Source organism: Streptomyces sp. BE303, assembly GCF_036290945.1.
Lineage (GTDB): Bacteria > Actinomycetota > Actinomycetes > Streptomycetales > Streptomycetaceae > Kitasatospora.
This window is the reverse complement of the sequence record NZ_JAQYWZ010000945.1, coordinates 50,231-76,039: the sequence shown is the minus strand read 5'-3', so window position 1 is coordinate 76,039 and position 25,809 is coordinate 50,231. Positions and strand designations below refer to the sequence as shown.

Sequence of the window (25,809 nt, the reverse complement as noted above, 5' to 3'; positions counted from 1 at the left end):
AACACCCGGTACGCCCGGTGGCGCCGCCTCAGCGCTGCCGGGCGTAGCCGTGCCCGGCAGCCGCCCGGTCCGCACGACCGGCGGCGGCCCGCAGCGACAGCACCGTCACCAACGTGCCGAGGGCGAGCGAGAAGACCACCACCACCGCCACCTCCGGTACCTCCTCGGCACCGGTGGCGGCCAGCAGCGCCACGGTGGCGGCGACGACGGTGAACACACCGAGGACGAACTGGGCCGGAGTCGGGCGGCGCGGCATGGCGGAGTCCTTCGCACGTCGGGGGGAACGAGCGGGTCGCACCGGAAGCCAGAAGGCCCGCCCGGAAAGGGAGTTCGGGAGGACCGGCCGGTCCTCCGGCATTCCGACCAGGCTAACCCGCCCCACCCGGGGCACAGGGGGCGCACGGGCTCACCCCGGGGTCGTCCGCCCCGCTGGATACGGTGGGCCCGTCCCGCACGCTCCGTGCGACCGACCGATCCGCTCCGTACTCCCAGGGGGAAACCGCCGTGCCCATCCCCGCCGACTGGCCGACCACCGAGGCCCAGGCGCTCGCCGAACAGGAGCGGCTGCGCCCGCTCGTCCAGCCGTACGGCGCCGCCGACGCCCCTGGCCCGGCCGGCGCCGACGACCGGCTCATCGCGGGCGTCGACGTCGCCTACGACGACGAGCGCGACCTCGTCGTCGCAGCCGCCGTCGTCCTCGACCGCACCACCCTCGACGTCGTCGAGGAGACCACCGCCACCGGCCGGATCGCCTTCCCCTACATCCCCGGTCTGCTCGCCTTCCGCGAACTCCCCGCCGTCCTCGACGCCCTCGCCGCCCTCACCCACCGACCCGGCACCGTCGTCTGCGACGGCTACGGCCTCGCGCACCCGCGCCGCCTCGGCCTCGCCAGCCACCTCGGCGTCCTCACCGGCCTGCGCACCCTCGGCGTCGCCAAGACCCCGTTCACCTTCGACCACCGGGACCCCGGCCCCGCCCGCGGCGACTCGACCCCGCTCACCGATCCGGCCACCGGCGAGGAGGTCGGGCGGGCCCTCCGCACCCGCCCCGGCGTCAAACCCGTCTTCGTCTCCGTCGGCCACCGCATCGGCCTCGCCGAAGCCGTCGACACCACCCTCGCGCTGGCCCCCCGCTACCGGCTCCCCGAGACCACCCGCCACGCCGACTCGCTCTGCCGCCGCGCCCTCACCGCAAGGCAGCAGGCGCACGTCAGTTGACGGACCGCCAGACGCGTCCGGACGTTCCGCCGAGGACCGTTCTGCTCGCCCGGACCGTGTGTTAGACATGACCCACCGGCCGCCACCCCACGGTGCCGCCGCACCAGCACCGCGCACGACACACCGGACGGACGCACGGGGGAGGCGCCGCACGTGGCAACGGGAACCGGAACGGGCACCGGGTCGACAGGCGGGGGCGGACGCGGCTACCGCGTCGAGGTCGAACAGCTGCGCGCCTTCGCCGCCCAGGTGCGGCTGCTGCTGGCCGAGTTCCAGCACCACGCCGACGGCACCACGACACACGGACGCAGCGGCATCGGCCGGAACGCCCTCGGCGCCTTCGCCGAGGCCACCGACCTGCACGGCCGCTACCAGACCATGCGGGACGGCCTGCGCGACGTGCTCGACCAGCTCCAGGACGCGGTCGACGAGGCCCAGAAGAAGGCCGAACTCACCGCCACCAACTACGAGGAGCAGGAGCGCCGCACCCGGAACAAGCTGAAGCTCGGCGACGACGGCTGGTCCGTCGCCAACCCCTCCGCCACCAGCGCCGCCGCCTACGCCCGGACCGTGGCCCCCGCCCGGCACGACGACGGAAAGGGCGTCCGGTGAAGTACACGGACTTCAGGCACTACAGCCACGCCGAACTCCGCACGATGGCCCAGGCCCTCAACCCGGGCGAGGTCATGGCCGCCGCCGACCCCTGGCGCCGCGCCGCCGACACCCTCAAAGCCATCCGCACCACCCTCACCCGCGCCAGCACCGAGGCCGCCACCTCCTGGGAAGGCACCACCAGCGACGCCTTCCACACCCGCATGCTCCACCTCGCCGCCACCATCAACAACGCCGCCTCCTACGCCAACGACGCCGCCATCACCCTCAAGGCCGTCTCCGAGGCCATCGCCAAAGCCAAACGCGACATGCCGGAGGAACCCGGCGGCTGGGACCAGCTCACCGACGGCGTCGGCGACACCTTCTCCGCCCTCTTCGGCGCCGACGACGAGGACAGCCGCACCGCCCTCGCCGACCAGCGGAAACTCGAAGCCGCCACCGTCATGCAGACCCTCGCCATGCACTACCGCACAGCCGCCCCGATGCTGAAGCCCCCGCAGCCGATGGGCGCGCCGACGAAGGTGGGCAAAGGGGAGGTGGAGGACATCCCGCCGCCCATGTCCGGCGGCGACAGCGGGGCGGCGGGCGCGGGCACGCTGATGGCCGGAGCGAGCCTCGGCAGCTCAGGTGTGGGTAGCGGCGGGTTCGGCGGGGACCCGGTGCGGTCGGGGGGACGGAGCGAGGTGCCGCTCTCGAAGAGGGTGGCCGGTGACACCACGGCGGTCATGCCCGCACGAGGGGACTCGGGCATCAAGGGGGGTACGCCGACGACGGTGGCGCCGGGGCCGAGACACCAGGTCGGCACCGGTCCGGGAGTGGTGGACGGGGCTGTAGCGCCGACACCGCCGAAGCCGCCCTCTTCCGGCAAGGTCGGGCCCGGGGTGCTTCTCGACGGCATCGTGCCGATTTCCGGTGGAAGCGGTGTCAGCGGGCCGGCGTCGATGGGCGCCGGTCACGCGGCCCCTGTGGGCCCGGTCGGCGGCCCGGGCGAGAGCGGTGTGGGGCCGGCCCTGCCGGGCGCCGGTCTGCCGGGGCGCGCCTTGAAGGGCGGGTCTGTGTTCGAACCGGGCGAGGCTCAGGGGAATGGCGGTTCGAGCGCATCGGCAACCGGCCGCGGCATGGGCGGTGTCGGCGCGAGCGGTACGACGGCGGGTGCCCTTCCAGCGGTCGGCCAGACAGTCCCGGGTGTTCGGTCGGGCTCGGGGTCGGCCCGGAAGGTCGGCGGTGTGGTCGGAGCCGGGGAGCGTCAGACCGGCGGCGCCACGGGGAGGGAGAAGCAGGTGTTCACCGAGGGGGGATCCGGTCTGGGCGCCCGGGGCCGCATGCGACCCGACGGTCTTCAAGGGAACACGGGCCAGCCGTTCCTGGGCGCAGGTCCTTTCCCGGGAACGGCTGATTCGCGGGCGCGGAGGAATCAGAGAGAACGAGACGGTAGGAGGCCCGACTACCTCGTCGAGGACGAGGAGACCTGGCTGCCGGACCGGCCGGCGAATCCGAAGGTAGTGGAGTGACAGGTCCTTCCCCGGAAGGACAGGCGGATCCGATCAGTCGTCCCGCAGGCCGGCGGTCTGCGGGACGACTGCTGTGCTGAGTGAGGTGACCGGGTTGGCAACCGACCGACTGGCGCGTGGTGCGGCCGTGTTTACCGTCGCGGTTCTTCTGGGGGGCTTGCCCGCCTGTCCGGTGTCGGCGGACCAGATTCGCGACAAGCAGTGGGCTCTGCGCATCTATGAGGCCGAGTCGAAGCTGTGGCCTGACAGCCAGGGAGAAGGAGTCGTCGTCGCGGTGGTCGACAGCGGCGTCAGACAGGACCACCAGGATCTGAGTGGGCAGGTGTTGTCCGGGGCCGACTTCTCCGGTGCCCAGACGGACGGACGGGAGGACGTCGACGGTCACGGAACGGGAATCGCGAGTCTGATCGCCGGGCACGGGCATGGCGCGCGGGCGGGCGTGATCGGTCTTGCCCCGAAGGCGAAGATCCTCCCCGTCCGGATCCGGTGGAACGGTGAACGGCAGGACCTGCAGCAGTCCGACGTCGGGCTTGCCGTGCGATTCGCCGTGGACCACGGGGCCAGGGTCGTCAACCTGTCGATCGGCGGGTACTCCCGCTCTGACACCCAGGCCCGCGACGCGATCAACTATGCGATCGCCAGGGACGTCGTGGTGGTGGCCTCGACGGGGAACGACGGGGACAAGGGTGCTGCGGTCGACTATCCGGCGGCAATTCCCGGGGTCGTGGCAGTTGGTGCGGTCGGTGAGCAGACCGAGTTGTGGGAGCGGTCGACGTACGGACCCGAGATCACGCTGGTGGCTGCGGGCGCTGGAACCTATCAAGCCACGGCCAAGTCCGAGTCGAGCTACGGAGTGGGTAACGGCACCTCTGGCGCCACCGCCTATGTCTCGGCTACGGCGGCGCTCATTCGGGCGAAGTACCCGAACCTCTCGGCGGGGCAGGTCATCAATCGGATGATCAAGAGCGCTACGCCGCCCACCGGTGGGGGTGCGGTCCCGAACGACCGCTACGGGTACGGGCTGCTGGCACCGGCCAAGGCGCTGGAGCCGAACGCTGCGGTCGACGGTGGGGCGAGGGAGAACCCGCTGCTCGGTCGTGCGGAGTCGCAGGGATCGCCGCCGGTGGTGAGCGAGGAACCGTGGGAGGAGCCTGTGGCGGGGCAGGGGGGCGGGGGGAATGCGGGGGTTGCGTACACGGTGACGGGGGCGGCGGGGCTGGTGGTGGCCGGTGGGGCGGTCGGGGCGGTGCTGGTGGTGCGGGGGCGGCGTCGGCGGCTGGGGTAGTGGCCGTCCGGGCTACAGGGTGCGGTGCATGAGGTGGAGGCCGACGGGGCCTTCGGTGGGGTGGTCGAAGGCGGCGGGGACGGTGGCGAGGACGTCGAAGCCGAACGACTGCCAGAGGGCGACGGCGCGGTGGTTGGTCTCGACGACGGCGTTGAACTGCATGGCGCGGTAGCCGTCGGCGCGGGCCCGGTCGAGGACGTGGGCGCAGAGGGCGCGGGCGACGCCGCGGCCGGCGTGGCGGGGGTCGACCATGAAACCGGCGTTGGCGACGTGGGCGCCGGCGCCGGCCTGGTTGGGGTGGATCTCCGCGGTGCCGAGGACGGTCCCGGCCGTGTCCTCGTCGACGGCGACGAGGACGCGGCCGCCGGGCTTGAACCAGGTGGCGCGGGCGAGGTCCTCGGGGGTGTCGCGGTCCCAGCAGTAGGTCTCGCCGGCGGCGACGATGTCGCGCAGGAACGGCCAGATGGCGGGCCAGTCGTCGGGGGTGGCGTCGCGGATGTGCATGGTGTCCAGCATGGACCGGAGTGCCCCGTTCCGACCAGGGGCGATGTCCCGGTGCGAGGTCTCCCCGAGCGGTCCGGACGGCGGCCGGACCGCTCGGGCTACTCGGCGACGGCGATCTGCTCGCGGTGGCGGGCGGCCGGTCCGGTGAGCTGGTCGGCGACGGCGACGGCGAGGTCGGCCTGGGCGATCCGCCGGCCGAGGACCTGCGGGCCGCCGAGCCGGTAGCGGCCGGTGCCGGGGGCGGTGCGGTCGAGGTCCAGGGGCGGGGTGACGGTGACCCAGTCGAGCGTGGCGGGGGAGGCCCGGAGCAGGTCGAGGGCGGCGGCGTGGCCGAGCGAGAAGGCGCGGTGGGCCTCGGGGAAGGCGGGGTCGTCGTGGACGGCCACGCCGGGGGCGGTCTCCAGGGTGGTGGCCACTCCGACGTGGACCAGCCGGCGGACCCCGGCCGCGGGGAGGCCGGCGACGAGGGCGCGGGCGGCGGCGGGGTAGAACTCGGCGGAGGGCACGTCGGGGGTGTAGACGGTGCTCACGGCGGCGGAGTGGCTGCGGGCCGCGCCGGTGACGGCGGCGGGGTCGGTGACGTCGCAGGACACCAGGGTGACGCCGGGGCCGGTGAGGTCGGCGTGGCGTCCGGGGTCGCGGACGGCGGCGGTGACGGTCAGCCCGCGGCGCCTGGCCTCGGCGACCACGGCGCGGCCGACCTGGCCGCCGGCGCCGAAGACGATGACGTCCACGGGTGCTTCGATCGGGCTGTCGGTGCTGCTCATCGCGGTCTCCGTCCGTTCGTCGGGGGCGTCGTCGCCCGCCGTCGCCGTGACGGTAGACCGGGGGGTGCCGGTTACTTCAACGGTACCGGCGGCCGACGGGGCCTGGCCGGCGGACGGGGGCCTGGCCGCGGACGGGGCCGTACCGCGGCCCGGACCGCGCGGGCGCCGGGTCCGTTACCGTCGGGGCATGACGCAGACCGGGGGAACGACGCGGACCGTGCCCGTACCGCTGCCGGCGGACTTCTTCGACCCGGACTGCCCGGTGCAGACGGTCCCGGTGCTGGGCGGCCGCAAGTGGGCGTGGAAGATCATGCGCTGCCTGGAGGGCGGCCCGCGCCGCTTCTCCGAGCTGAGGGTCCCGCTGGCGGGGATCACCGCGAAGGTGCTCGCCGAGTCGCTGCGCGCGATGGAGTACGAGGGCGTGGTCGTCCGGACCGAGTACGACGAGAACCCGCCGCGGGTCGAGTACGCGCTGACGCCGCTCGGGCGGACGCTGCTGGGGCCGATGGACGCGGTCTGCGACTGGAGCCGCGCGAACCTGGCGGAGCTGCTGGCGGCGCGCGAGGCGTACGAGCGGGAGCCCTCCGCGTAGGGGTCCGCCGGAGCGGCGCCCGGTGGCGCCCGGTGGCCGCGGGCGGACGGCGTGGCAGCATTTCGGCGACCGCTGGCGCGGACGCCGCTGGTGGGGCGGGTGCGGGCCCGGCCATGCTGGGGGCATGACCACTTCTGAGCAGGCCGAGGCCGCCGCCGACGGGATCGTTCCGGACTCCAAGGACTGGACCTGGGTCCTGGAGCGCCCCTGCCCGGACTGCGGGCTGGATTCCGGGGCGGTGGACCGCGAGGACGTCGCCGGAATGATCCGGGCCAACGCGGAGGGCTGGACGGCCGTGCTGGCGGGGGACCCGGGGGCGCTGCGCCGTCGGCCGCGTCCGGAGATCTGGTCGGACGTCGAGTACGCGTGCCACGTCCGGGACGTGTTCCGGCTGTTCCGCGTGCGGCTGGACCTGATGCTGGACCGGGAGGACCCGCTGTTCCCGAACTGGGACCAGGACGGGACGGCTGTCGCCGAGCGGTACGGGGAGCAGGAGCCGGCGGTGGTGGCGGTGGAGCTGGCGGAGGCCGCGGAGCTGCTGGCGGTGGCCTTCGAGGGGGTGGTGGGCGCGCAGTGGGCGCGGACCGGAAACCGCAGCGACGGGGCGCGTTTCACGGTGGAGTCGTTCTCCCGCTACCTGATCCACGATCCGGTCCACCACCTGTACGACGTGACGGGCGAGCGGGTCTGAACGGGATCCGGCCGGTCCCTCGGACGGGTCCTTCGGGTGGGTCCTTCCGACGGGTCGCTCCGGCCGGGCCGCCGGGCGGTCGGGCCGGTCGGCCGGTGGTTCGGGTCGGGGTGCGGCGGTGACGGGGGGCGCGACGGGCAGGGCGACGCGCCCCGGGTCACCAGCCGGAGGCCTCGCGCAGCATGGTGCGGCGCAGTCGACCGGCCACGCTGGCGGTGTCGGTGCCGATGACGTCGGCGATCTCGGGTGCGGCGAGTCCGACGACGTAGTGCAGGATGGCGAGGTCGTCATCGGCGGCGTGGCCGGGGCGGTCCGGTGGCGGGCCGCTCTGCCGGGTGTGCTCGCCGACGGTGTTGCGCAGGATCTGCCAGGCGCGCGCGGTGGGGTTGGAGCTTCCCAGTAATTCGCGCCAGTGGACGGCGATTTCGGCGAACGCCTGCTGGACGGCGCCGACCGCCTGGGTGTGGTCGGGCAGCCAGACGTGGGCGTAGCTGAGGTACCGCGGTCGGTGGAGTTCGCAGAACGCCGCGAACTCCAGCGGTACGGCGGGAGGTGCGCCGGGCCCCGGGGGTGGCTCGGCGGTGCTGTCCTGACGATTGGTCATCTCGGCTTCTCGGCAAGTGAGATGGGCATCTGACGGTCGATCATCTGTGCTCACTCTACGGTAGGCGCTCGGTGCGCTGGGTTACCAATCGGATGGAATGCCCGGAAGGCGCCGACGCGCGGCCGGTTCCGGCGGTGGCCGGGTGGGGGCCGGCGGGTGGCGCGGCGGTGGTGAGCGGGGGGTGAGCGGTGCGCAGTGATGTCAGAGGCGTGGCTGCTGGTGCGTCGTGGCCGGTCAGCGGGGTGGCACGGCCGGGGCGGCGGGCCGGTCGGCGCGCCGTCGCGGACGGTGTGATGTGCCACCGTAAGCGGTTCGGCGGCTCTCGTCCACGCCTGCGGCGCGAAGCTGATTCCGCACCACCGTCCGCACCACCGTTCATGCGCTCGGCGGGCCCGGTGGACTGGGGTGCGGGGCCGGGGGCAGTGGCTCCCCGGGTGGGTTGATCGGTGGGCCGGCCCCGTCGCGCGCGTTCCGCGCGCCCGGCCCGTTGTCGGCCTGTAGCCGCGTACCAGAAGGAAATTGACTGAGCGTCAGTAAGGTTGGCGGGTCTCGGCGGCGGCGACCCGGGCGTCCGCCGCGGTGCTCCGTTCGAGTTGGGCGGGGAACGTCTCGACGACCCGTCGGCGGGCCAGTCGGGCGGCGGAGGCCGCGGCGGCCTCGGCGGCGGCCGCAGCGGCGCCGGCGGCCTCCAGCCGGCCGCGGTCGGCGCGGCCGATCGCGTTGCCGTGGCCGCCGTGGCCGCCACTGACGTCGACGGCGCCGGCGGCGGCGTCGTGGGCGGGTCCGGGTGCCTCGCAGACGGCTCCACCGGGTTCGTGGACGGCTTCGTGGTCCGTCCCGTCGGTGCCGCGCCGGCCGCGTCCGTGGACGGCGCGGGCGGCGTGTTCCTCGGCCGCCTGTCTAGCGGCGAGGTAGGCCTGGACGGCGGCCATCCCGTAGACGGGTTGGATCAGCTGGTGGCCCTTGAAGAAGGGTCTGGCGGGGGCGAACCCGGCGGCGACCACCAGATCGCGGATCTCCGCTATCTCCGCCTCGCTGCGGGCGGTGAAGCGGACCTCCCAGCCCTTCTTGTAGGTATGGCCCTGTTCACCGCTGCGGCGGGCCGGGTCTGGCCGGCGGACGTATCCGGGCAGGCGGCCGAGGCGGAGCTGGGCCGCGCGGAGGCCGGCGGTCTCGTCACGTGACATGCACTAAGGGTAGGCAATGCGGAGGGCGGGAGTGACGCCCGGAGGTGACTTCGGCGTATGTGCTTGGTCACGCACGGTCAGACATACTGGTGACTCGTCGACGAGGACCGGTTCTGACAAGCATATGATCACCCATTCCTCCGAATGGGTGAGGGTATGAGGACTTTAGTGCGGGCTGGTCCCGGTTTCGCGACGGTTGGGTAACAGTGCGTCAGGCGGCCGGTCGACGTTCCGGGCGGTTGGGGATGGTGTCGGCATGAGCTACCGGATTCCCACGCCGCCGCCTTCCCTGGAGGAGCTGGCGCGCCGTCAGCAGAACGTCGTCACCGCAGGCCAGCTGCGCGCCCGGGGCGTGCCGAGCCGGGTCGTCAGTGAACACTGCCGCCGCGGCGGCTCCTGGCAGCGGCTGCTGCCCCGGGTCTACCTGCTGCAGTCCGGCGAGCCCTCGCCGGAGCAGCGGATGTGGGCGGCCCTGCTCTACGCCGCGCAGAACGGCCGCGAGGAGGGGCGCCGCGAGGGGGCGGTGATCACCGGCGCCGCCGCGCTGGCGCTGTACGGCTTCACCGCGGTGCCCCGACTGCCCGCCGTCACCGGTGTGGACGTGCTGGTGCCCCGCCAGCGCCGGCTGAAGGACGCGGGCGAGGTCCGGATCCGGCGCACCGAACGGGAGCTGGTGGCCCGCTCGGTGCACGGCCTGGCCTGCGCGCCGGTCGCCCGGGCGGTCGCGGACGCACTGCGCGAGTGGACGTCCGGTGCGGGCCCGGCCGGTCCGGTGCCGGTCCGGGAGGTGCTGGGCGAGGCCGTCGGCCGCCCCGAGCTCCGCTGCACCGTGCGGGAGTTGACCGCCGAGCTGGTCGAGTCCGGGCTGGTCGACGACCCCCGGGTGCGGGCGGTGCTGGACGGCTTGCTGGCCGCCGAACGGGACGCGGTGCTGCGCCGGGTCGGCGAGCTGGTCGACGAGTGGCTGCTGCCCGCCCCGCTGACCGGCCCGGAGCTGCGGATGCGCGGCGGCACCTACATCGCCGTACCCGACCTGTACTGGCCCGCGGCGGGCGTGGCCGTGGAGGTGGACTCCGAACTGCGCTGCGTCAGCGAGGGGGAGGCGGCCTGGGTGCGCGGCGGCCAGCACCGGATGGAGTACCTCGGGGTCCGGGTGGTCTACGTCTCCGGCACGCGCCTGGCGGACGACGCGGACGCCGTCGGCGCCGAGTTGCGCGAGGCGTTCCGGCTGGGCGGCACCGACGTGGTGGAGCTGCTGATCACCGAGCGCTGAACCCGCAGGGCGGGACGCTCAGCCCCCGACCACGGGCGTTCCGATCAGCTCCACCCCGGCCGCCCGCAGCTCCGCCAGCGCGGCGGTGGTGGTCGGCTCGGAGACCCCGGCCGTCAGGTCGAGCAGGACCCTGGTGGTGAACCCGGCCCGCACCGCGTCCAGGGCGGTGGCCTTGACGCAGTGGTCGGTGGCGAGGCCGACCACGTCCACCTCGGTGACCTGCCGTTCGCGCAGCCACTCGGCCGGCCCGCGGTTGTTCTCGTCCACGCCCTCGAAACCGCTGTACGCGGCCGCGTACGCGCCCTTGTCGAAGACCGCCTCGATCGCGCCGGAGGTGACGGACGGGGCGAAGTTGGGGTGGAAGCCCACCCCCTCCGTGCCCGCCACGCAGTGCACCGGCCAGCTGCGCACGTAGTCGGGCCGGTCGGAGAAGTGGTCACCCGGGTCGATGTGGTTGTCGCGGGTGGCGAGGATGTGCCGGTAGCCGGGGGCGGACTCGGCGATGAGGTCGGTGATCGCGGCGGCCACCTCGGCCCCGCCCGTGACGGCCAGACTGCCGCCCTCGCAGAAGTCGTTCTGCACGTCGACGACGATCAGTGCCCGGTGCATGGCTCGCATTCCTCGGTCTGGTGGGGGCGGCGCGCCGGTTCGGGGCGCGTCCGACAGGTTCGGTGGGCTTCGGCGGGGCTTCGGCCGGGCGCCGGTGGAGCTTCTCCGGTGCGGGGACTCGGCGGTGGGGACTTGGGGGGAACTCTACGGTCGACTGTAGGCAGTGGCATCCGGGGGCGGAAGGCCCGGTGCGGGCCCGACCGTCCGCCCCGTGTGCGAACGGTCGTCAGACCTGCAGTTCGGTCGCCAGCACCGGGTCGCCCTTGGAGAGCTGGGTGGCCGACAGCGGCAGCGCGGCCCGGGCCCGGACGTGCCGTTCCCGCGCGGCGGTGAGCGGCTCGCGGCCGACCACCTCGCCGCCCTTGACCAGCGGCACCTGGACGAGGTGCGGCTCCAGTTCGGCCGGGATCCGCCCGGTGCCGACCACCTCGGCCTCGGCGACGCCGTCCGCGTCGGGCCGCCGGGCCGCCCACTTGCGCCCGCCGGTGCTGGTCTTGCCGCCGGCCGCCCGCTTGGCGACCGGGAGCAGCGGGCCGTCCGGTTCGGTGGCCCGGGCGACCAGCTTGTAGACCATCGCGCAGGTCGGGTGGCCGCTGCCGGTGACCAGGCTGGTGCCGACGCCGTAGCCGTCCACCGGGGCGGCGGCCAGCGCGGCGATCGCGTACTCGTCGAGGTCGGAGGTGACGATGATCCGGGTCTCGGTGGCGCCGAGCTCGTCGAGCTGGCGGCGGACCCGGTGGGCGAGCAGCGTGAGGTCGCCGGAGTCGATCCGGACCGCGCCCAGCTCGGGGCCGGCCACCTCGACGGCGGTGCGGACGGCCTCGCGCAGGTCGTAGGTGTCGACCAGCAGGGTGGTGCCCCGGCCCATCGAGGCGATCTGGGCCCGGAAGGCGTCCCGCTCGCTGTCGTGGACGAGGGTGAAGGCGTGCGCGGCCGTTCCGGTGGTCGGGATGCCGTAGGTGAAGCCGGCCTCCAGGTCGGAGGTGGCCGAGAAGCCGGCCACGTACGCGGCGCGGGCGGCGGCGACGGCGGCCTGCTCGTGGGCGCGCCGGGCGCCCATCTCGATCACCGGGCGTCCGCCGGCGGCGGAGGCCATCCGGGAGGCCGCGGCCGCGATGGCCGAGTCGTGGTTGAGGATCGAGAGGATCACCGTCTCCAGGATCACCCCCTCGGCGAAGCTGCCCTCGACGGTGAGCAGCGGCGATCCGGGGAAGTAGACCTCGCCCTCGGGGTAGCCGTGGATGTCCCCGGTGAACCGGTAGTCGGCGAGGAAGCGCAGGGTCTCCTCGTCGACCACGTGCTGGTCCGACAGCCAGTCGAGCTGGGCGGAGGTGAAGCGGAAGTTCTCGACGGCGTCCAGGACCCGGCCGGTGCCGGCCACCACGCCGTAGCGTCGGCCGCCGGGCAGTCGGCGGGTGAACACCTCGAAGACGGAGCGGCGGTGCGCGGCTCCGCTGCGCAGGGCGGCCTGCAGCATGGTGAGCTCGTAGCGGTCGGTGAGCAGCGCGGTCGAGCCGGCCGCGGGCACGGAAGTGGCGTCCATGAGGATGATGCTACTACCCCTTAGCGTCAGATTGACGATTTCTCGTCGGAGGAGATCGTCCGGCGCGTTGCGGGCGCCGGGGCGGAATCGCCCGCCGGTCCCCCGGATGGCAGCATGGGGGCTGAAGGGGCCCGTGGCGGCCCTGTGGGATCAGAGTCGTGAGGAGGGACCCGTCGGTGAGTGTCGCGCCCGTGGAGATCGAGCGCCCGGAGGTCGAAGGCCTGCCGGTGGTGGAACCCGACACCCCCTGGGTCACCATCGTCCACAACGACCCGGTCAACCTGATGAGCTACGTCCAGTACGTCTTCCAGGCCTACTTCGGCTACCCGAAGGACAAGGCCCGGAAGCTGATGATGGAGGTGCACACCAAGGGTCGGACGGTGGTCTCCAGCGGATCCCGCGAGGAGATGGAACGCGACGTGCAGGCGATGCACGGCTACGGCCTGTGGGCCACGCTGCAGCACGACTGACACCGCCCGACCGCAGTACACCACCAGAGACGACGAAGACGGGCTGACCGATACCGATGGCTGGGTTGTTCGAGAGTGCCGGCGGCGGGAGCGCGGCGATCGCGCTGGACGAGCTGGAGGCCTCCATCCTGCGCTCGCTGGAAGTGCAGATGCTGGAGCTGATCGGCCCCGGCCCGGGCGGGGAGAACGACGACCCGCTGGCCGCCCTGTTCGCCGAGGGGCCGAGCGAGGCGCCCGACGACCCGGCGCTGGCCCGGCTCTTCCCGGACGCCTACGGCGATCCGGCGAAGCCCGCGGACGACGAGTCCCGGGAGGCCGCCGCCGAGTTCCGCCGCTACACCGAGCTGGACCTGCGGGCCCGCAAGCGCGAGGACGCGCTGCACGTCGTCCGGGCCCTGGACGGGCTCGACGGCGAGGGCGGGGTGCTGAAGCTGGCCGCCGCCGAGTGCCTGCGCTGGCTGGGCGCGCTCAACGACCTGCGGCTCACCCTGGGGGTGCGGCTGGAGATCACCGACGAGGACGAGCAGGGACTCTACGACCTGCCGGACAGCGACGAGCGCAAGCCGCTGGTGATGGCCTACCTCTGGCTCGGCGCCCTCCAGGAGTCGTTGCTGGAGTCGATCTCCGGCTGATCCGCGCGACGGCCGGGCGCTCCGGTCGGGCGCTCCGGTCGTGTACGCCGGCCGGGTGCTCCGGACCGGCCTCCGGGCTGCCCGCGCGCCCATCCGAAAGGCCCCGACCACCCGTCCAGCATGCGGACGACCGGTCGGGGCCTTTCCGGTTAAAACGGGCGAAACCCTATCGGGACATGCTCAAATATCGCTCAGATGGACACCGCTGTCCGGATCCCGCGTGGTACGACTTCTCCCCACCCCACGAGACCACCCATCCAGGACGGTGCCAGCATGGCCGAGCAGGTTTACGACGAAGTCGTCGACGCCAAACCGGACGAGGAGGGCTATCAGCGGGGGCTCGGCAGCCGCCAGATCCAGATGATCGCGATCGGCGGCGCGATCGGCACCGGCCTCTTCCTCGGCGCCGGCACCGCGATCTCCAAGTCCGGCCCCAGCCTGATCCTGTCCTACGCCGTCGCCGGCGTGGTGATCTTCGCGATCATGCGGGCACTCGGCGAACTGCTCACCTACCGCCCGGTGTCCGGGAGTTTCGCCGAGTACGCGCGGGAGTTCCTCGGCCCGTTCGCGGGTTACGTGACCGGCTGGACGTACTGGCTCTTCTGGGTTGTCACGGGCATGGCGGAAACCACCGCCGCCGCCGTCTACGTGAAGTTCTGGGCGCCCGGCATCCCGCAGTGGCTCAGCGCGCTCACGTTCCTGGTCATCCTCTACGGGGCCAACCTGATCTCGGTGAAGCTCTTCGGCGAGATCGAGTTCTGGTTCTCCATGATCAAGGTGACCGCCATCATCGGCATGATCCTGATCGGCATCGGGGTGCTCACCCTCGGCTTCAGCGACGCCGGTGACACCGCGTCGATCACCCACCTCTGGGAGAACGGCGGCTTCTTCCCCAAGGGCATCGGCGCCACCGTGATGACCCTGCAGATCGTCATGTTCGCCTACCTCGGCGTCGAACTCGTCGGCGTCACCGCCGGCGAGAGCGAGAACCCGAAGAAGACCCTGCCGCGCGCCATCAACACCCTGCCGTGGCGTATCGCGCTCTTCTACATCGGCGCCCTGGTGGTCATCCTCTCGCTGGTCCCGTGGACCGAGTTCCAGCCCGGCGTCAGCCCGTTCGTCGCCGCCTTCGGCAAGATCGGCATCCCCGCCGCCGCCGGCATCATCAACTTCGTGGTGCTCACCGCCGCGCTCTCCTCCTGCAACTCCGGCATGTACTCCACGGGCCGGATGCTCCGCGACCTCGCCCTGCGCGGCCAGGCCCCCGGCCGGCTCACCAAGCTCAACTCCAGCCGCACCCCGGCCGCCGCGATCACCCTCTCCTGCCTGCTGATGGGCGCCGGCGTGGTGCTCAACTACCTCGTCCCGGCCAAGGCGTTCGAGTACATCACCTCGGTCGCCACCGTCTGCGGCCTCTGGACCTGGGCGATGATCCTGATCTGCCAGATCCGCTACCGGAAGGCCTGGAGGGGCGGCCACCTGCCGCCGCCGAGCTTCAAGGCCCCCGGCGGCACCTGGACCAGCTGGGCCGCGCTCGCCTTCCTCGTCCTCGTGGTCGTGCTGATCGCCCTGGACGAGAGCAACCGGATCTCGCTGTACGTCTTCCCGGGCTGGGCCGTGGTCCTGGTGATCGGCTACCAGGTGCTCAAGCGCCGCCGCCCGGAGGCCGTCCACGCCGTCGCGCACGACCACCTGCACGCCCGCAACGGCTCCGGGGGCGGGGCCGGCGACCCGCACTGACCGGCCCGCGAGACCCCGGCGGCCCAGGCCGTGGACACCACGGCCGACGGCCGCCGGGGCGTGGCTATCCTGGCCGCATGTTGACCATCACCCGAGAACTGCGCGACGCGATCCTCGCCCACGCCCGCGCCGACCACCCGGACGAGGCCTGCGGCGTCGTCGCCGGCCCGGAGGGCAGCGACCGCCCCGAGCGGTTCGTCCCGATGCTCAACGCGGCCCGCTCGCCGACCTTCTACGAGTTCGACTCGGGTGACCTGCTGAAGCTCTACCGCGAGATGGACGACCGGGACGAGGTACCCGTGATCGTCTACCACTCGCACACCGCCACCGAGGCCTACCCGTCGCGCACCGACGTGACCTACGCCTCCGAGCCGAACGCCCACTACGTCCTCGTCTCCACCGCCGACGGCAACGGCCCGGAGGACCCTTACCAGTTCCGCTCGTTCCGCATCGTGGACGGTGAGATCACAGAGGAAGACGTCCAGGTCGTCGAGGCCCACCAGCCCTGACCCGCACCCACCTGGGCGAGGCCCGCCGACTGCCCGTGCGTCGTCGGCGGGCCTTTGCCGTTCCCCGGTAGTCTCAGCATGGGAAACGGAAGCATCCGGATCCCGAGACGGGCATGGATGAGCGGGCCCGGGAATCTATACGATGAGCCCATGCGTTCCGTCGATGTGAGCACCCAGGCCCCGGGCACCCGCCTCGTGGCGCGCCTGCACGTCGACCTGTGCCGGCTCGCCAGTGCGATCTGTCCCGGCACGCCGGCGCGCTCGCGCTGAGCCGCCCGCCCAGGCCCGCCGCAGGTTCCACGCTCCGGGCCCACCACGCCCTGCCGCGCCCGCTGCGGCGTCCACCCCACCTCACGACTCGCACAGGAGCGCACCCATGGCCATCGAGGTCCGCATCCCGACCATCCTCCGCACCTACACCGACGGCGCCAAGGCCGTCGAGGGCACCGGCAGCAACCTCGCGGAGCTCTTCAACGACCTCGACGCCCGCCACCCGGGCATCGCCGCCCGCCTGCTGGACGGCGGCGAACTGCGCCGCTTCGTCAACGTCTACCTGAACGACGAGGACGTCCGCTTCCTGGAGGGCATCTCCACCAACGTCGCCGACGGTGACAGCGTCACCATCCTGCCCGCCGTGGCCGGCGGCGCCCGCTGACCTCCCGCTCGCCCCGCTCCGCCCCGCCACCGCGGTCGGCCGGAGCGGGGCGAGCCGCCCGACCCGACCCTCACCGCCGTTGCCGGAGGCACCCCTTGCGTTACGACAGCCCGCTCGAAGCCGTCGGCAACACCCCGCTGGTCCGCCTGCCCCGGCTCTCCGCCGAGATCCCCGGCAACACCGAGGGCCTGGTCACCCTCTGGGCCAAGCTGGAGGACCGCAACCCCACCGGCTCCATCAAGGACCGCCCGGCGCTGCACATGATCGAGCGCGCCGAGGCCGACGGCCGGCTCACCCCGGGCTGCACCGTCCTGGAGCCCACCAGCGGCAACACCGGCATCGCGCTCGCCATGGCCGCCAAGCTCAAGGGCTACCGGATGGTCTGCGTGATGCCCGAGAACACCAGCGAGGAACGGCGCGAACTGCTCCGCATGTGGGGCGCCGAGATCATCCCCTCGCCGGCCGCCGGCGGCTCCAACACCGCGGTGCGCATCGCCAAGGAGATCGCCGCCGAGCACCCCGACTGGGTCATGCTCTACCAGTACGGAAACCCCGACAACGCCGGCGCCCACTACGCCACCACCGGGCCCGAGATCCTCGCCGACCTGCCCGCCGTCACCCACTTCGTGGCCGGCCTCGGCACCACCGGCACCCTGATGGGCGTCGGCCGGTTCCTGCGCGAGAAGGTCCCCGGCGTGCGGATCGTCGCGGCCGAACCGCGCTACGACGACCTGGTCTACGGCCTGCGCAACCTCGACGAGGGCTTCGTCCCCGAGCTGTACGACGCCGAGGTGCTCACCACCCGCTTCTCGGTCGGCTCCGCCGACGCCGTGCAGCGCACCCGCGAACTCCTCCAGCGGGAGGGCATCTTCGCGGGCGTCTCCACCGGTGCGATCCTGCACGCGGCGATCGGCGTCGGCCGCAAGGCCGCCAAGGCCGGCGAGCGCGCCGACATCGTCTTCGTGGTCGCCGACGGCGGCTGGAAGTACCTCTCCACCGGCATCTACACCGCCGAGTCCACCGAGGCGGCCGTTGAGGCGCTGCAGGGTCAGCTCTGGGCCTGAGGCCGCCCGGCCCGGGCGGCCGGCCGTGGAGCCCGTCCGCGCGGCCGTTCGCCGGACGGACGCCCGTTCGTCCCCGTGACGATCGGGGATTTGTCCGTACCGTGCTCCCGGTCTGTCACGGTACGACCACGGTGTCCGTTCTGCGCTAAAGGTGCCGCCGGGCCCGGAAAAGCTGATCACGCACGTCCCCCCACGCACAGCCGGAGGTGACCCGTGAGCCGCAGCACCGACCTGTGGTCGTACGCCGAGATCGCCCGCCACATCAACGTCCAGCCCGAGACCGTCCGCAACTACCGACGGCACGGCCTGATCCCCGAACCGGACGTGACCGACGGCAGCGGCCACCCCCGCTGGTACCCCGAGACCATCCGCGCCTGGGCCCGCCGGCGTCCCGGCCACCGCTGAACCCACCGCCGAACCCACCGCCGAATCACCGCTGAACGACCGTCCGACCGCCCGCCGACCGAGGCACGCCCCCGGCTCCCCGGCGTTCTGGTGATTCCAGCCACAGCACGGCACGGAGACGGGGGCAAAGTGCCCCTCCGCCCTTACCCTCGACACACGCGAAGGGCAGCGCTACCGGCCGGTCGACCCGGCCCGCTCTGTCATGACCAGCGGCTGCCAGGACGTGTCGGGGCGGAGGGGCTCGGATGAAACTGACCGTGGTGGGGTGCTCGGGGAGCTTCCCGTCCGCCGACTCGCCGTGCTCCAGCTACCTCGTGGAGGCCGACGGCTACCGCGTCGTGCTCGACCTCGGCAACGGCGCACTCGGCGCCCTGCAGAAGTACGTGTCGATCTACGAGGTCGACGCCGTCCTGCTCAGCCACCTGCACGCCGACCACTGCGTCGACCTCTGCGCCTACTGGGTCGCCCGCAACTACCGCGCCGAGGGCTGTCCGGACCCGATGCCCGTCTACGGCCCGGCCGGCACCGCCGAACGGATGGCCCGCGCCTACGACATGCCCGAGAACCCGGGCATGAAGGAGGTGTTCGAGTTCCGCACCCTCACCCCCGGACGCTTCGACCTCGGCCCGTTCCGCGTCGAGGTCGCCCAGGTCAACCACCCCGTCGACGCCTTCGCCTTCCGGCTGGAACACGACGGTCGCAGCCTCGTCTACTCCGGTGACACCGGCGAGAGCCCCGAACTCGTCGAACTCGCCCGCGACGCCGACCTCTTCCTCTGCGAGGCCGCCTACATCGACGGCCGCGACACCTACCGGGCCGTCCACCTCAACGGCCGGGAGGCCGGCGAGCACGCCACCGCCGCCCGCGCCCGCCGGCTCGTCCTCACCCACATCCCGCCGTGGACCGACGCCGAGCACAACCTCCGGGACGCCACCGCCGCGTTCGCCGGCCCCGTCGAGATCGCCCGGGCCGGCGCGGTCTACCCGATCTGACCCCGGCCCGCGCGCCCCACGCCGGGCCCGCGCCCCCGCGCCCCCGCGCGCCCCACACCCTCGCACGCCCCACGCGCCCAGACGCGTAGGCGCCTACGCGCCCACCGGCGTCAGCCAGTGCCGGTACCGCGGATCCGCGCCCGAGACCGCCGCCTCGTACGCCTCCCGCAACCGCACCGTCAGCGGGCCCGGCGCACACGGCAACGCGCGGTCGTCCAGCGAACCCACCGCCACCACCCCCGCCGCCGTACCGCACAGGAACACCTCGTCCGCCGCGTACAGGTCCGACCGCAGCAGCGCCTCCACCCGCACCTCCACCCCCAGGTCCCGGGCCAGCGTCAGCACCGTGTCCTGGGTGATCCCCTCCAGCGCGCCCGCGCTCGCCGGCGGCGTGCGCAGCACCCCGCCGCGCACCGCGAACACGTTCTCGCCGGTGCACTCGCTCACCGTGCCGTCCGGCCCCAGCAGCAGCGCCTCGTCGTACCCCGCGTCGGTCGCCTCCCGGCGCGCCAGCACCGCGTTCAGGTACGGGCCCGTCGCCTTCGCGGCCGGCGGCACCGAGTTCGGATCGGTCCGCCGCCAACTGCTCGTCTTCAGCCTGATCCCCGCAGCGGCGTCCGGGAGCTGCCCGTGCCACTCCCAGCTCGCGATCGCCGTCGTGGTCGGCGAGAACCGCATGTCCAGACCCATCGCGCCGTACCCCAGGAAGGCGAAGTGCCGCAGGTAGCAGGAGCGATGACCGTTGGCCCGCACCAGGTCCACCGTCGCCACGGCCAAGTCGTCCACGCTGAACGGTAGTTCCATCCGCAGCATGCGCGCACTGCGGTCCAGCCGGTGCAGGTGCTCGGACAGCCGGAAGACCGCCGGACCGTCCGCCGTGGCGAACGCCCGGGTGCCCTCCAACACCCCCGTGCCGTAGTGCAGGCCGTGCGTCAGGACGTGCGTCCGCGCCTGCTGCCAGGGCACCAGCGCGCCGTCCAACCAGATCGTCGAAGCTTCGGGAAGAGCTGCCATGCCGCCCATCCTGACCACCCGCCCGCCGCAGGTCAGCCGCTCCGGCACTGCCGGAACCGGCCATGACCGGGAGCGGAAGCGAGCCGTCTCGCCCCTCGGAAACCCCCCGCCCGACCCGCACCCCCTTCACTAGGCTGCGCCGATGGAGAGCCCCACCGGCGGCGACGCCACCCAGCTCTACGCCCGCCTGCTCGCCGAACCCGGCCGCCCGCCCGCCGCCACCGGCCCCGACTGGGACGAACCGCGACTCGCCGCCGCCACCGCTGAACTGCTGGCCCTCGGCCTGCTCCAGCCCACCGCCGCCGGGGATCCCCCCGGCCACGCCGCCGTCTCCGTCGACACCGCCGTCCGCCAACTGCTGATCGACGCCGACGAACAGGTCACCGCCCTGGTCGGCGCGCTCCACCGGGCCCGCGACTCGGTCGACCGCCTGCACACCCGCTACCTCCCCGTCCAGCACCGGCACCGGACCGGCAGCGCCCTCGAACTTGTCAGCGGCGCCGAACGGATCGCCGCCCTGCTGGAGGACGCCGCCCGCGGCGCCCGCACCGAGGCGCTCTCGCTCCGCCCCGGCCAGGACCTCTCCGGGGCCGCCCTCGCCGGCAAGCTCGCCCGCGAGCGGCTCGCCCTCGCCCACGGGGCCGCGCTGCGCACCATCTACCCGGCCGCGGCGCTGCGCCGGCCGGCCGTGCTCGCGCACGTCCGGGAGCTGACCGCGGCCGGGGCGCGGATCAGGACGGCCCACTCGCTGCCGCTCTGGCTGATCGTGGTCGACGCCCGGCTGGCGATCCTGCCCGCCCCGGGCGCCGGGCCGGGCGGGGACGCCCCCGCCGCCGAGGCGGCGGTGGTGGTGCGCGAGCCGGCGCTGGTCGCGCTGGTGGCCGAACTGTTCGAGTACTTCTGGTCGGCGGCCTGCACGCCGGTCGAACTCGTACCCGGTGCGGAGGAGATGACGGATCGGCACGGCGCGGTGCTGCGGCTGCTGGCGGCCGGGCTGACCGACGTGGCGATCGCCCGGAAGCTGGAGGTGTCCGAGCGGACGGTGCGCCGGCTGGTCGCCGAACTGACCGCCGGCCTGGGCGCGGAGAGCCGCTTCCAGGCCGGCGTGTACGCGGCCCGTCTCGGCCGCGTCTGACCGCCCCGGCCCCGGCCGGAGATACGGCCGGAGATACGGCCCGAGACGGCCGGGGCGGGCGGGGGCGGTGCGGTCGGGCGGTCGGACGCGGGCCGGGTCAGCGCCGGTTGGGGACCGGCAGGCCGAGGTGGTCGCGCAGCGTCGTCCCGGAGTACTCGGTGCGGAACACCCCGCGTTCCTGGAGCAGCGGCACCACCCGGTCGACGAACCCGTCGAGCCCGCCCGGGGTGAGGTGCGGGACGAGGATGAAGCCGTCCGCCGCGTCGCTCTGCACGTAGGTGTTGACCTGCTCGGCGATCGCCTCCGGGGTGCCGATGAAGGACTGCCGGCCGGTCACCTCGATCACCAGCTCGCGGCTGGTGAGCTTCTTCTCGGCGGCCACCGCGCGCCACTTGGCGGCGATCTCCAGCGGATCGCCGAGCGTGGTCCGGCCCTTGACGATGCCGGAGTCCGGGAGCGGGTCGACGGTGGGCAGCGGGCCGTCCGGGTCGTGGTCGGAGAGGTCGATGCCCCAGACCTGCTCCAGGTAACCGATCGTGGTCGCCGGGCTGACCTGGGCGCGCCGGATCTCGGCGGCCCGCTCGACGGCGTCCGCCTGGGTGTCGCCCAGGACGTAGGTGACCCCGGGCATGATCTTGAGCTCGTCCGGCTTGCGCCCGTACGCGGCCAGCCGGCGCTTGACGTCGGCGTGGAACGCCTGGCCGGCGGTGAGGGTGTGGTGCCGGCTGAAGATGACGTCGGCCGTGGCGGCGGCGAACTCGCGGCCCTCGTCGGAGTCGCCGGCCTGGATGACGACCGGGTGCCCCTGCGGCGGGCGGGGCACCGAGAGGGTCCCCTCGACGTCGAACTGCGGGCCCTGGTGGCGGACGGTGCCGCCGTCCGTCGCGTCCCAGAACTCCCGGGCCAGCTGGACGAACTCGGCGGCCCGGGTGTACCGGTCGGCGCGGTCGAGGTAGCCGCCGCGGCGGAAGTTCTCGCCGGTGAAGGCGTCCGAGGAGGTCACCACGTTCCAGGCGGCCCGGCCGCCGGACAGGTGGTCCAGCGAGGCGAACCGGCGGGCCAGTTCGTAGGGCTCGTTGAAGGTGGCGTTGACGGTGGCGGCCAGCCCGAGGTGGGTGGTGACGGCGGCGAGCGCGCCCAGCACGGTGATCGACTCGGGGCGGCCGACCACGTCCAGGTCGTGGATGCGGCCCTTGACCTCGCGCAGCCGCAGGCCCTCGGCGAGGAAGAAGAAGTCGAACCGCCCGCGCTCGGCGGTCTCCGCGAGCCGGCGGAAGGAGCTGAAGTCGATCTGGCTGGCGGACGCGGGGTCGGTCCAGACGGTGGTGTTGTTGACGCCGGGGAAGTGCGCGGCGAGGTGGATCTGCTTGAGCGGGCGGTCCGTCATCGGGTCACCTCGGCGGGAGCGGCGGGGGCGGCGGCGTCGTTGCCGGCGGCGGGGGTGTGGGTGATGGTGGCGGCGACGGCGTAGCGGCCGGCCGGGCGGGCCAGGCCGAGGTGGTCGCGCAGGGTGCGGCCGCTGTACGCGGTGCGGAACAGGCCGCGCTCGCGCAGCGCCGGGACGACGCGGTCGGCGACGGCGGCGAGGTCACGGGCCGGGTCGGCGGGCACCAGGTGGAAGCCGTCCACTCCGCCGCCGCCCTCGGTCACCTCGGCGACCAGCGCGGATGCGGCGGCGTCGTCGGTGAGCACGGCCGGGATCCTGGCCAGGATCCGCAGGGACTCGCCGCCGCGCAGCCGAAGTTCGGTGGCGGCGGTCAGCCGGGCGGCCCGGTCGGGGGCGTCCAGGAGGACGACGTCGGCGTACCGGACGGCCGTGTCGACCCGGGCGCGGCCCCCGGCGGTGGCGTCCGGGGCGAGGTCGGAGGCGGAGACCGTGACGGCGACGACCGGCCGGCCCTGCGGCGGACGCGGGGTGATCGAGGGTCCGCGGACCGAGAAGTGCGGCCCCTCGAAGTCGATGTAGTGCAGCTTTTCGCGGTCGATGAACCGGCCGGTGGCGGTGTCGCGGATCTCCGCGTCGTCCTCCCAGCTGTCCCAGAGCCGGGAGGCGACCTCGGCGGCGTCGGCCGCCTCGGCCCAGAGCTCGTCGGCCGGCGCGGTGCCCTTGCGGCCGAAGGCCTTCGCCTCGGCCTCGGTGTCGGAGACGCCGACCAGCCAGCCGGCGCGGCCCTCGCTCACCCAGTCCAGGGTGTTGACGGATATCGAGGTGTGGAACGGCTCGGTGTGGGTGGTGGTGACGGTCGGCACCAGGCCGAGGCCGCCGGTGACCGGGGCGAGCCTGGCGAAGGTGGCGAGCGCGTCGAGCCGGCGCGGCTCGGGGGTGTAGGAGTCGTCGAGGGTGACGAAGTCGAGGGTGGCCCGTTCGGCGAGGTGGGCGAGGGCGGTGAAGTGACCGGCGTCGACGTGGCCCGGACTGTCGAGGGCGGCGGAAAGATGCAGCTGGCGGGGCATGTGTGGCCTTGACTTTCCTCGTACGGAAGCGGTGCGTGCGGAGGCGGTGCGCCGGGCCGCGAGGTGCGCGGACGCGGTGCGTACGGACGCGTGGTGTGCCGTGCGGGCCCGCCGCGCGCGGGTTCGCGCGCGGTGCGGCCGGGCGGACGGCGGCAGCCCCGGGTCACGGGCGGGACGGGAGGCGGTGCGGCCGGGGCGCGGCGGGGACGTCAGCGGCGCGGCGGCGGGGGGGGAACGCTCGGGTCAGGCGCAACACGCCGCGGACCACACGCGACCGAAGTCGATGTGGCTGCGGGTGACCAGCATGCGAGGGGCGTTCACCGCTTCAGTTGACCAGCGATCTTCCCGGTTCGTCAACCACCGTCTCACCGGGCGGCCTCCGGTACGAGACACGGGCGGTCTCCGGTACGGGGCACGGACGGGACCCGCTACGGGACCCGGGCGGGGCACGCGAACGGCCCCGCCCCGCCACCCGGGGGAGCGGGTGGCGGGGCGGGGCCGTGAGCGGCGTCAGGTGGTTCCCGGCGTCAGGCCTTGGTGACGTCCTCGATCTCGTCGTCGTCCTCGCGACCGGGGGTCTTGAGGTCGAACTTGACGATCGCGAAGCGGAAGAGGAAGTAGTACAGGGCGGCGAACGCCAGGCCGAGCGGGATGATCATCCACGGGTCGGTGGCCTTGTTCCAGGCGAGCAGGTAGTCGATCAGACCGCCGGAGAAGGTGAAGCCGTCGTGCACCCCGAGCGCCCAGGTGAGGGCCATCGAGACGGCGGTGAGGAGCGCGTGGATGACGTACAGCAGCGGGGCGATGAAGACGAAGGAGAACTCGATCGGCTCGGTGACACCGGTGACGAAGGAGGTCAGCGCCAGGGACAGCATCATGCCGGTGACGGCCTTGCGGCGGTGCGGCTTGGCGGTGTGGGCGATGGCGAAGGCGGCGGCGGGCAGCGCGAACATCATGATCGGGTAGAAGCCCGACATGAACTGTCCGGCGGTGGGGTCGCCGGCGAAGAAGCGGGTCAGGTCGCCGTGCACGACGGTGCCGTCGGGCTTGGTGAAGTCACCGGTCTGGAACCAGGCGAAGGAGTTCACGAACTGGTGCATGCCGACCGGCAGCAGACCGCGGTTGACCAGGCCGAAGGCGCCTGCGCCGAGCGCGCCGGCCCCGATCAGGGTGTCGTTCAGGCTCTTGATGGCGTCGCCGATCGGGCCCCAGGTCAGGGCGAAGAGGACACCGACGGCGGTGCCGACGAAGGCCATGATGATCGGGACGAGACGGCGGCCGTTGAAGAAGCCGAGCCAGTCGACCAGCTTGGTGCGGTGGTACTTCTGCCACAGCACGGCGCTGAGCAGACCGATCACGATACCGCCGAGCACACCCGGGTTCTGGTAGGTCGGGGCGACCCACTTGCCGTCCGTGACGTGGCCCTCGGTGATCGGGAACGCGGTGAGCACGTTCTTGTAGACCAGGAAGCCGACCAGGGCGGCGAGGGCGGTCGAGCCGTCGGCCTTCTTGGCGAAGCCGATGGCGATGCCCACCGCGAAGAGCAGCGGCAGGTTGTCGAAGACACCGTTGCCGGCGGTGGCGAACACCGCGGCGACCTTGTCCCAGCCGAGGCCGTCCTTGCCGAAGACGTCGTCCTGGCCGAGGCGCAGGAGCAGACCGGCGGCCGGGAGCACGGCGATGGGCAGCTGCAGGCTGCGGCCGATCTTCTGCAGACCCTGGATCAGGTTCTGGCCGAACTTCTTGGTGGGGCTTGGCGTGGCCGGAGCCGCGGCGGGCGCCGGTGCCTGCGCAGACTGACTCATGGGGGTGGGTTCCTAACGGCAAGGGCGGGTCGGTCGGGGGACAGGCACAGGGGGCCGAACCGCGAACTGGTCTACACCACACGTGGTGTAGACCAGTTTTGTAGCACGGGTGGAGAAGGGGGGGAACCCCCGAAAGCGCTGCTGATGGGAAGCGCTATGAAATCGAAACCTACTTGCGGATCGACGATCATGATTACCCGCGGTGATTGGGATTTTGGCTATTTGCGCAACAAAAAGCCTGGACCCCCGGCAGGCCCGGCCCGCAGGGCCGTCGGAGGCCGGACGGGAGGGGCCTCGGGAGCCCCGGACGGCCCCGGACGCGGGGGAGGGGCGGGCGGGGGTCCGCCGGAGGACGGCGGGGGAGGTGGCCGAGGTCGCGGCGGCCGGGGGAGCCGGGCCCGAGCCGGCCCGCCCCGGACGGTCGCGGCCCTGCGGGGCGCCGGTGTCATGTACCCCCCTCGCCGGGCGCCCGGTAATCGTCGTCGGGATTGCTCCCGGGTCCGCCGCCGCGATCTCTTCGCGCAGGAAACCGGAGGCG

Annotated in this window: 28 protein-coding genes; 17 read left to right on the top strand and 11 right to left on the bottom strand. The window is 73.3% G+C overall.

Annotation, left to right across the window (positions count from 1 at the left end):
- Positions 1-28 precede the first annotated feature (28 nt).
- Entirely contained in the window at positions 29-256 is a 228-nt protein-coding gene (locus PUR56_RS39300) for a hypothetical protein (protein WP_329883605.1), read from the bottom strand.
- 248 nt (positions 257-504) lie between these two features.
- Here PUR56_RS39300 and PUR56_RS39295 point away from each other — a divergent pair, with 248 nt between their 5' ends.
- The 4 genes from PUR56_RS39295 (at position 505) to PUR56_RS39280 (ending at position 4,626) form a co-directional block, all read left to right on the top strand.
- Positions 505-1,218: an endonuclease V gene (locus PUR56_RS39295; RefSeq protein ID WP_329952495.1), complete on the top strand. Its 714-nt coding sequence runs from the start codon at positions 505-507 to the stop codon at positions 1,216-1,218.
- 153 nt (positions 1,219-1,371) lie between these two features.
- Positions 1,372-1,830 carry a hypothetical protein gene (locus tag PUR56_RS39290; RefSeq protein WP_329952494.1) on the top strand — a complete coding sequence of 153 codons (459 nt, stop codon included), beginning with the start codon at positions 1,372-1,374 and terminating at the stop codon, positions 1,828-1,830.
- Positions 1,831-1,874: 44 nt separating this feature from the next.
- Positions 1,875-3,341 (top strand): WXG100-like domain-containing protein, encoded by a 1,467-nt coding sequence (locus tag PUR56_RS39285; RefSeq protein ID WP_443034623.1) that lies wholly within the window; start codon positions 1,875-1,877, stop codon positions 3,339-3,341.
- Positions 3,342-3,435: 94 nt separating this feature from the next.
- Positions 3,436-4,626 (top strand): S8 family serine peptidase, encoded by a 1,191-nt coding sequence (locus PUR56_RS39280; protein ID WP_329952492.1) that lies wholly within the window; start codon positions 3,436-3,438, stop codon positions 4,624-4,626.
- Between the two features lie 12 nt (positions 4,627-4,638).
- Here the strand turns inward: PUR56_RS39280 and PUR56_RS39275 are convergent, their stop codons facing one another.
- Both PUR56_RS39275 and PUR56_RS39270 read right to left on the bottom strand, forming a co-directional pair.
- Positions 4,639-5,130 carry a GNAT family N-acetyltransferase gene (locus PUR56_RS39275; protein ID WP_329952529.1) on the bottom strand — a complete coding sequence of 164 codons (492 nt, stop codon included), beginning with the start codon at positions 5,128-5,130 and terminating at the stop codon, positions 4,639-4,641.
- 98 nt (positions 5,131-5,228) lie between these two features.
- Entirely contained in the window at positions 5,229-5,897 is a 669-nt protein-coding gene (locus PUR56_RS39270; RefSeq protein ID WP_329952491.1) for an NAD(P)-dependent oxidoreductase, read from the bottom strand.
- A 187-nt stretch (positions 5,898-6,084) separates the two neighbouring features.
- Between PUR56_RS39270 and PUR56_RS39265 the strand changes: the two genes are divergently transcribed.
- Both PUR56_RS39265 and PUR56_RS39260 read left to right on the top strand, forming a co-directional pair.
- Entirely contained in the window at positions 6,085-6,489 is a 405-nt protein-coding gene (locus PUR56_RS39265) for a winged helix-turn-helix transcriptional regulator (RefSeq protein ID WP_329952490.1), read from the top strand.
- Between the two features lie 124 nt (positions 6,490-6,613).
- Complete coding sequence (locus tag PUR56_RS39260) at positions 6,614-7,180, top strand: DinB family protein (protein ID WP_329952489.1); 567 nt, start codon at positions 6,614-6,616, stop codon at positions 7,178-7,180.
- Positions 7,181-7,337: 157 nt separating this feature from the next.
- On the opposite strand, the gene PUR56_RS39255 is transcribed toward PUR56_RS39260, so the two are convergent.
- Positions 7,338-7,784 carry an RNA polymerase sigma factor gene (locus PUR56_RS39255; RefSeq protein ID WP_329952488.1) on the bottom strand — a complete coding sequence of 149 codons (447 nt, stop codon included), beginning with the start codon at positions 7,782-7,784 and terminating at the stop codon, positions 7,338-7,340.
- Between the two features lie 530 nt (positions 7,785-8,314).
- The gene (locus PUR56_RS39250; RefSeq protein WP_329952487.1) at positions 8,315-8,971 is read right to left on the bottom strand and encodes a hypothetical protein; all 657 of its coding nucleotides are present in this window, start codon (positions 8,969-8,971) and stop codon (positions 8,315-8,317) included.
- 256 nt (positions 8,972-9,227) lie between these two features.
- Here PUR56_RS39250 and PUR56_RS39245 point away from each other — a divergent pair, with 256 nt between their 5' ends.
- Positions 9,228-10,244 carry a hypothetical protein gene (locus PUR56_RS39245; RefSeq protein WP_329883615.1) on the top strand — a complete coding sequence of 339 codons (1,017 nt, stop codon included), beginning with the start codon at positions 9,228-9,230 and terminating at the stop codon, positions 10,242-10,244.
- 18 nt (positions 10,245-10,262) lie between these two features.
- Here the strand turns inward: PUR56_RS39245 and PUR56_RS39240 are convergent, their stop codons facing one another.
- Together PUR56_RS39240 and PUR56_RS39235 are read right to left on the bottom strand one after the other, a co-directional pair.
- Positions 10,263-10,853, bottom strand: a complete 591-nt coding sequence (locus PUR56_RS39240) for a nicotinamidase (RefSeq protein ID WP_329952486.1) — start codon at positions 10,851-10,853, stop codon at positions 10,263-10,265.
- A gap of 226 nt (positions 10,854-11,079) precedes the next feature.
- Positions 11,080-12,396 carry a nicotinate phosphoribosyltransferase gene (locus PUR56_RS39235; protein ID WP_329952485.1) on the bottom strand — a complete coding sequence of 439 codons (1,317 nt, stop codon included), beginning with the start codon at positions 12,394-12,396 and terminating at the stop codon, positions 11,080-11,082.
- Positions 12,397-12,572: 176 nt separating this feature from the next.
- Here PUR56_RS39235 and clpS point away from each other — a divergent pair, with 176 nt between their 5' ends.
- From clpS to PUR56_RS39190, 9 genes are all read left to right on the top strand, one after another.
- Positions 12,573-12,866: an ATP-dependent Clp protease adapter ClpS gene (gene clpS / locus PUR56_RS39230; protein ID WP_063351371.1), complete on the top strand. Its 294-nt coding sequence runs from the start codon at positions 12,573-12,575 to the stop codon at positions 12,864-12,866.
- A gap of 56 nt (positions 12,867-12,922) precedes the next feature.
- On the top strand, positions 12,923-13,498 hold the full coding sequence (locus PUR56_RS39225; protein WP_329883618.1) for a DUF2017 domain-containing protein: 576 nt from the start codon (positions 12,923-12,925) through the stop codon (positions 13,496-13,498).
- A 273-nt stretch (positions 13,499-13,771) separates the two neighbouring features.
- Entirely contained in the window at positions 13,772-15,238 is a 1,467-nt protein-coding gene (locus PUR56_RS39220) for an amino acid permease (protein WP_329883620.1), read from the top strand.
- Between the two features lie 77 nt (positions 15,239-15,315).
- Positions 15,316-15,747: a M67 family metallopeptidase gene (locus tag PUR56_RS39215; protein ID WP_329952484.1), complete on the top strand. Its 432-nt coding sequence runs from the start codon at positions 15,316-15,318 to the stop codon at positions 15,745-15,747.
- A 150-nt stretch (positions 15,748-15,897) separates the two neighbouring features.
- Entirely contained in the window at positions 15,898-16,017 is a 120-nt protein-coding gene (locus PUR56_RS39210; protein WP_327677307.1) for a putative leader peptide, read from the top strand.
- Positions 16,018-16,123: 106 nt separating this feature from the next.
- Positions 16,124-16,402 (top strand): MoaD/ThiS family protein, encoded by a 279-nt coding sequence (locus PUR56_RS39205; protein ID WP_329883622.1) that lies wholly within the window; start codon positions 16,124-16,126, stop codon positions 16,400-16,402.
- 95 nt (positions 16,403-16,497) lie between these two features.
- The gene (locus PUR56_RS39200; protein ID WP_329883624.1) at positions 16,498-17,466 is read left to right on the top strand and encodes a PLP-dependent cysteine synthase family protein; all 969 of its coding nucleotides are present in this window, start codon (positions 16,498-16,500) and stop codon (positions 17,464-17,466) included.
- 213 nt (positions 17,467-17,679) lie between these two features.
- Complete coding sequence (locus PUR56_RS39195) at positions 17,680-17,871, top strand: MerR family transcriptional regulator (protein WP_329883625.1); 192 nt, start codon at positions 17,680-17,682, stop codon at positions 17,869-17,871.
- Positions 17,872-18,116: 245 nt separating this feature from the next.
- A complete protein-coding gene (locus PUR56_RS39190) occupies positions 18,117-18,863 on the top strand; it encodes an MBL fold metallo-hydrolase (protein WP_329883626.1) in 747 nt (248 codons plus the stop codon).
- 93 nt (positions 18,864-18,956) lie between these two features.
- Here PUR56_RS39190 and PUR56_RS39185 read toward each other — a convergent pair whose 3' ends face one another.
- Positions 18,957-19,877: a branched-chain amino acid transaminase gene (locus PUR56_RS39185; RefSeq protein WP_329952483.1), complete on the bottom strand. Its 921-nt coding sequence runs from the start codon at positions 19,875-19,877 to the stop codon at positions 18,957-18,959.
- Positions 19,878-20,019: 142 nt separating this feature from the next.
- On the opposite strand from PUR56_RS39185, the gene PUR56_RS39180 reads away from it, so the two are divergent.
- Positions 20,020-21,012, top strand: coding sequence for a helix-turn-helix transcriptional regulator (locus PUR56_RS39180; protein ID WP_329952482.1), 993 nt, complete (start codon positions 20,020-20,022; stop codon positions 21,010-21,012).
- A 97-nt stretch (positions 21,013-21,109) separates the two neighbouring features.
- Here the strand turns inward: PUR56_RS39180 and PUR56_RS39175 are convergent, their stop codons facing one another.
- From PUR56_RS39175 to PUR56_RS39165, 3 genes are all read right to left on the bottom strand, one after another.
- Positions 21,110-22,399, bottom strand: coding sequence for an LLM class flavin-dependent oxidoreductase (locus tag PUR56_RS39175; RefSeq protein ID WP_329952481.1), 1,290 nt, complete (start codon positions 22,397-22,399; stop codon positions 21,110-21,112).
- The gene (locus PUR56_RS39170) at positions 22,396-23,466 is read right to left on the bottom strand and encodes an LLM class flavin-dependent oxidoreductase (protein ID WP_329952480.1); all 1,071 of its coding nucleotides are present in this window, start codon (positions 23,464-23,466) and stop codon (positions 22,396-22,398) included. Before PUR56_RS39170 ends, PUR56_RS39175 begins: the two co-directional genes overlap by 4 nt.
- Before the next feature lie 527 nt (positions 23,467-23,993).
- Positions 23,994-25,271: a PTS transporter subunit EIIC gene (locus PUR56_RS39165; RefSeq protein ID WP_329883631.1), complete on the bottom strand. Its 1,278-nt coding sequence runs from the start codon at positions 25,269-25,271 to the stop codon at positions 23,994-23,996.
- Positions 25,272-25,809 lie beyond the last annotated feature (538 nt).

Excerpts from the sequence above, each read along its gene's own strand:
- PUR56_RS39180 (WP_329952482.1), top strand. The coding sequence starts at position 20,020 with ATGGAGAGCCCCACCGGCGGCGACGCCACCCAGCTCTACGCCCGCCTG.
- PUR56_RS39275 (WP_329952529.1), bottom strand. The coding sequence starts at position 5,130 with ATGCACATCCGCGACGCCACCCCCGACGACTGGCCCGCCATCTGGCCG.
- PUR56_RS39210 (WP_327677307.1), top strand. The coding sequence starts at position 15,898 with ATGCGTTCCGTCGATGTGAGCACCCAGGCCCCGGGCACCCGCCTCGTG.
- PUR56_RS39270 (WP_329952491.1), bottom strand. The coding sequence starts at position 5,897 with ATGAGCAGCACCGACAGCCCGATCGAAGCACCCGTGGACGTCATCGTC.
- PUR56_RS39220 (WP_329883620.1), top strand. The coding sequence starts at position 13,772 with ATGGCCGAGCAGGTTTACGACGAAGTCGTCGACGCCAAACCGGACGAG.
- PUR56_RS39165 (WP_329883631.1), bottom strand. The coding sequence starts at position 25,271 with ATGAGTCAGTCTGCGCAGGCACCGGCGCCCGCCGCGGCTCCGGCCACG.
- PUR56_RS39260 (WP_329952489.1), top strand. The coding sequence starts at position 6,614 with ATGACCACTTCTGAGCAGGCCGAGGCCGCCGCCGACGGGATCGTTCCG.
- PUR56_RS39205 (WP_329883622.1), top strand. The coding sequence starts at position 16,124 with ATGGCCATCGAGGTCCGCATCCCGACCATCCTCCGCACCTACACCGAC.
- PUR56_RS39225 (WP_329883618.1), top strand. The coding sequence starts at position 12,923 with ATGGCTGGGTTGTTCGAGAGTGCCGGCGGCGGGAGCGCGGCGATCGCG.
- PUR56_RS39285 (WP_443034623.1), top strand. The coding sequence starts at position 1,875 with ATGGCCCAGGCCCTCAACCCGGGCGAGGTCATGGCCGCCGCCGACCCC.
- PUR56_RS39255 (WP_329952488.1), bottom strand. The coding sequence starts at position 7,784 with ATGACCAATCGTCAGGACAGCACCGCCGAGCCACCCCCGGGGCCCGGC.
- PUR56_RS39300 (WP_329883605.1), bottom strand. The coding sequence starts at position 256 with ATGCCGCGCCGCCCGACTCCGGCCCAGTTCGTCCTCGGTGTGTTCACC.
- PUR56_RS39250 (WP_329952487.1), bottom strand. The coding sequence starts at position 8,971 with ATGTCACGTGACGAGACCGCCGGCCTCCGCGCGGCCCAGCTCCGCCTC.
- PUR56_RS39190 (WP_329883626.1), top strand. The coding sequence starts at position 18,117 with ATGAAACTGACCGTGGTGGGGTGCTCGGGGAGCTTCCCGTCCGCCGAC.
- PUR56_RS39185 (WP_329952483.1), bottom strand. The coding sequence starts at position 19,877 with ATGGCAGCTCTTCCCGAAGCTTCGACGATCTGGTTGGACGGCGCGCTG.
- PUR56_RS39240 (WP_329952486.1), bottom strand. The coding sequence starts at position 10,853 with ATGCACCGGGCACTGATCGTCGTCGACGTGCAGAACGACTTCTGCGAG.
- PUR56_RS39170 (WP_329952480.1), bottom strand. The coding sequence starts at position 23,466 with ATGCCCCGCCAGCTGCATCTTTCCGCCGCCCTCGACAGTCCGGGCCAC.
- PUR56_RS39245 (WP_329883615.1), top strand. The coding sequence starts at position 9,228 with ATGAGCTACCGGATTCCCACGCCGCCGCCTTCCCTGGAGGAGCTGGCG.
- PUR56_RS39215 (WP_329952484.1), top strand. The coding sequence starts at position 15,316 with ATGTTGACCATCACCCGAGAACTGCGCGACGCGATCCTCGCCCACGCC.
- PUR56_RS39265 (WP_329952490.1), top strand. The coding sequence starts at position 6,085 with ATGACGCAGACCGGGGGAACGACGCGGACCGTGCCCGTACCGCTGCCG.
- PUR56_RS39175 (WP_329952481.1), bottom strand. The coding sequence starts at position 22,399 with ATGACGGACCGCCCGCTCAAGCAGATCCACCTCGCCGCGCACTTCCCC.
- PUR56_RS39235 (WP_329952485.1), bottom strand. The coding sequence starts at position 12,396 with ATGGACGCCACTTCCGTGCCCGCGGCCGGCTCGACCGCGCTGCTCACC.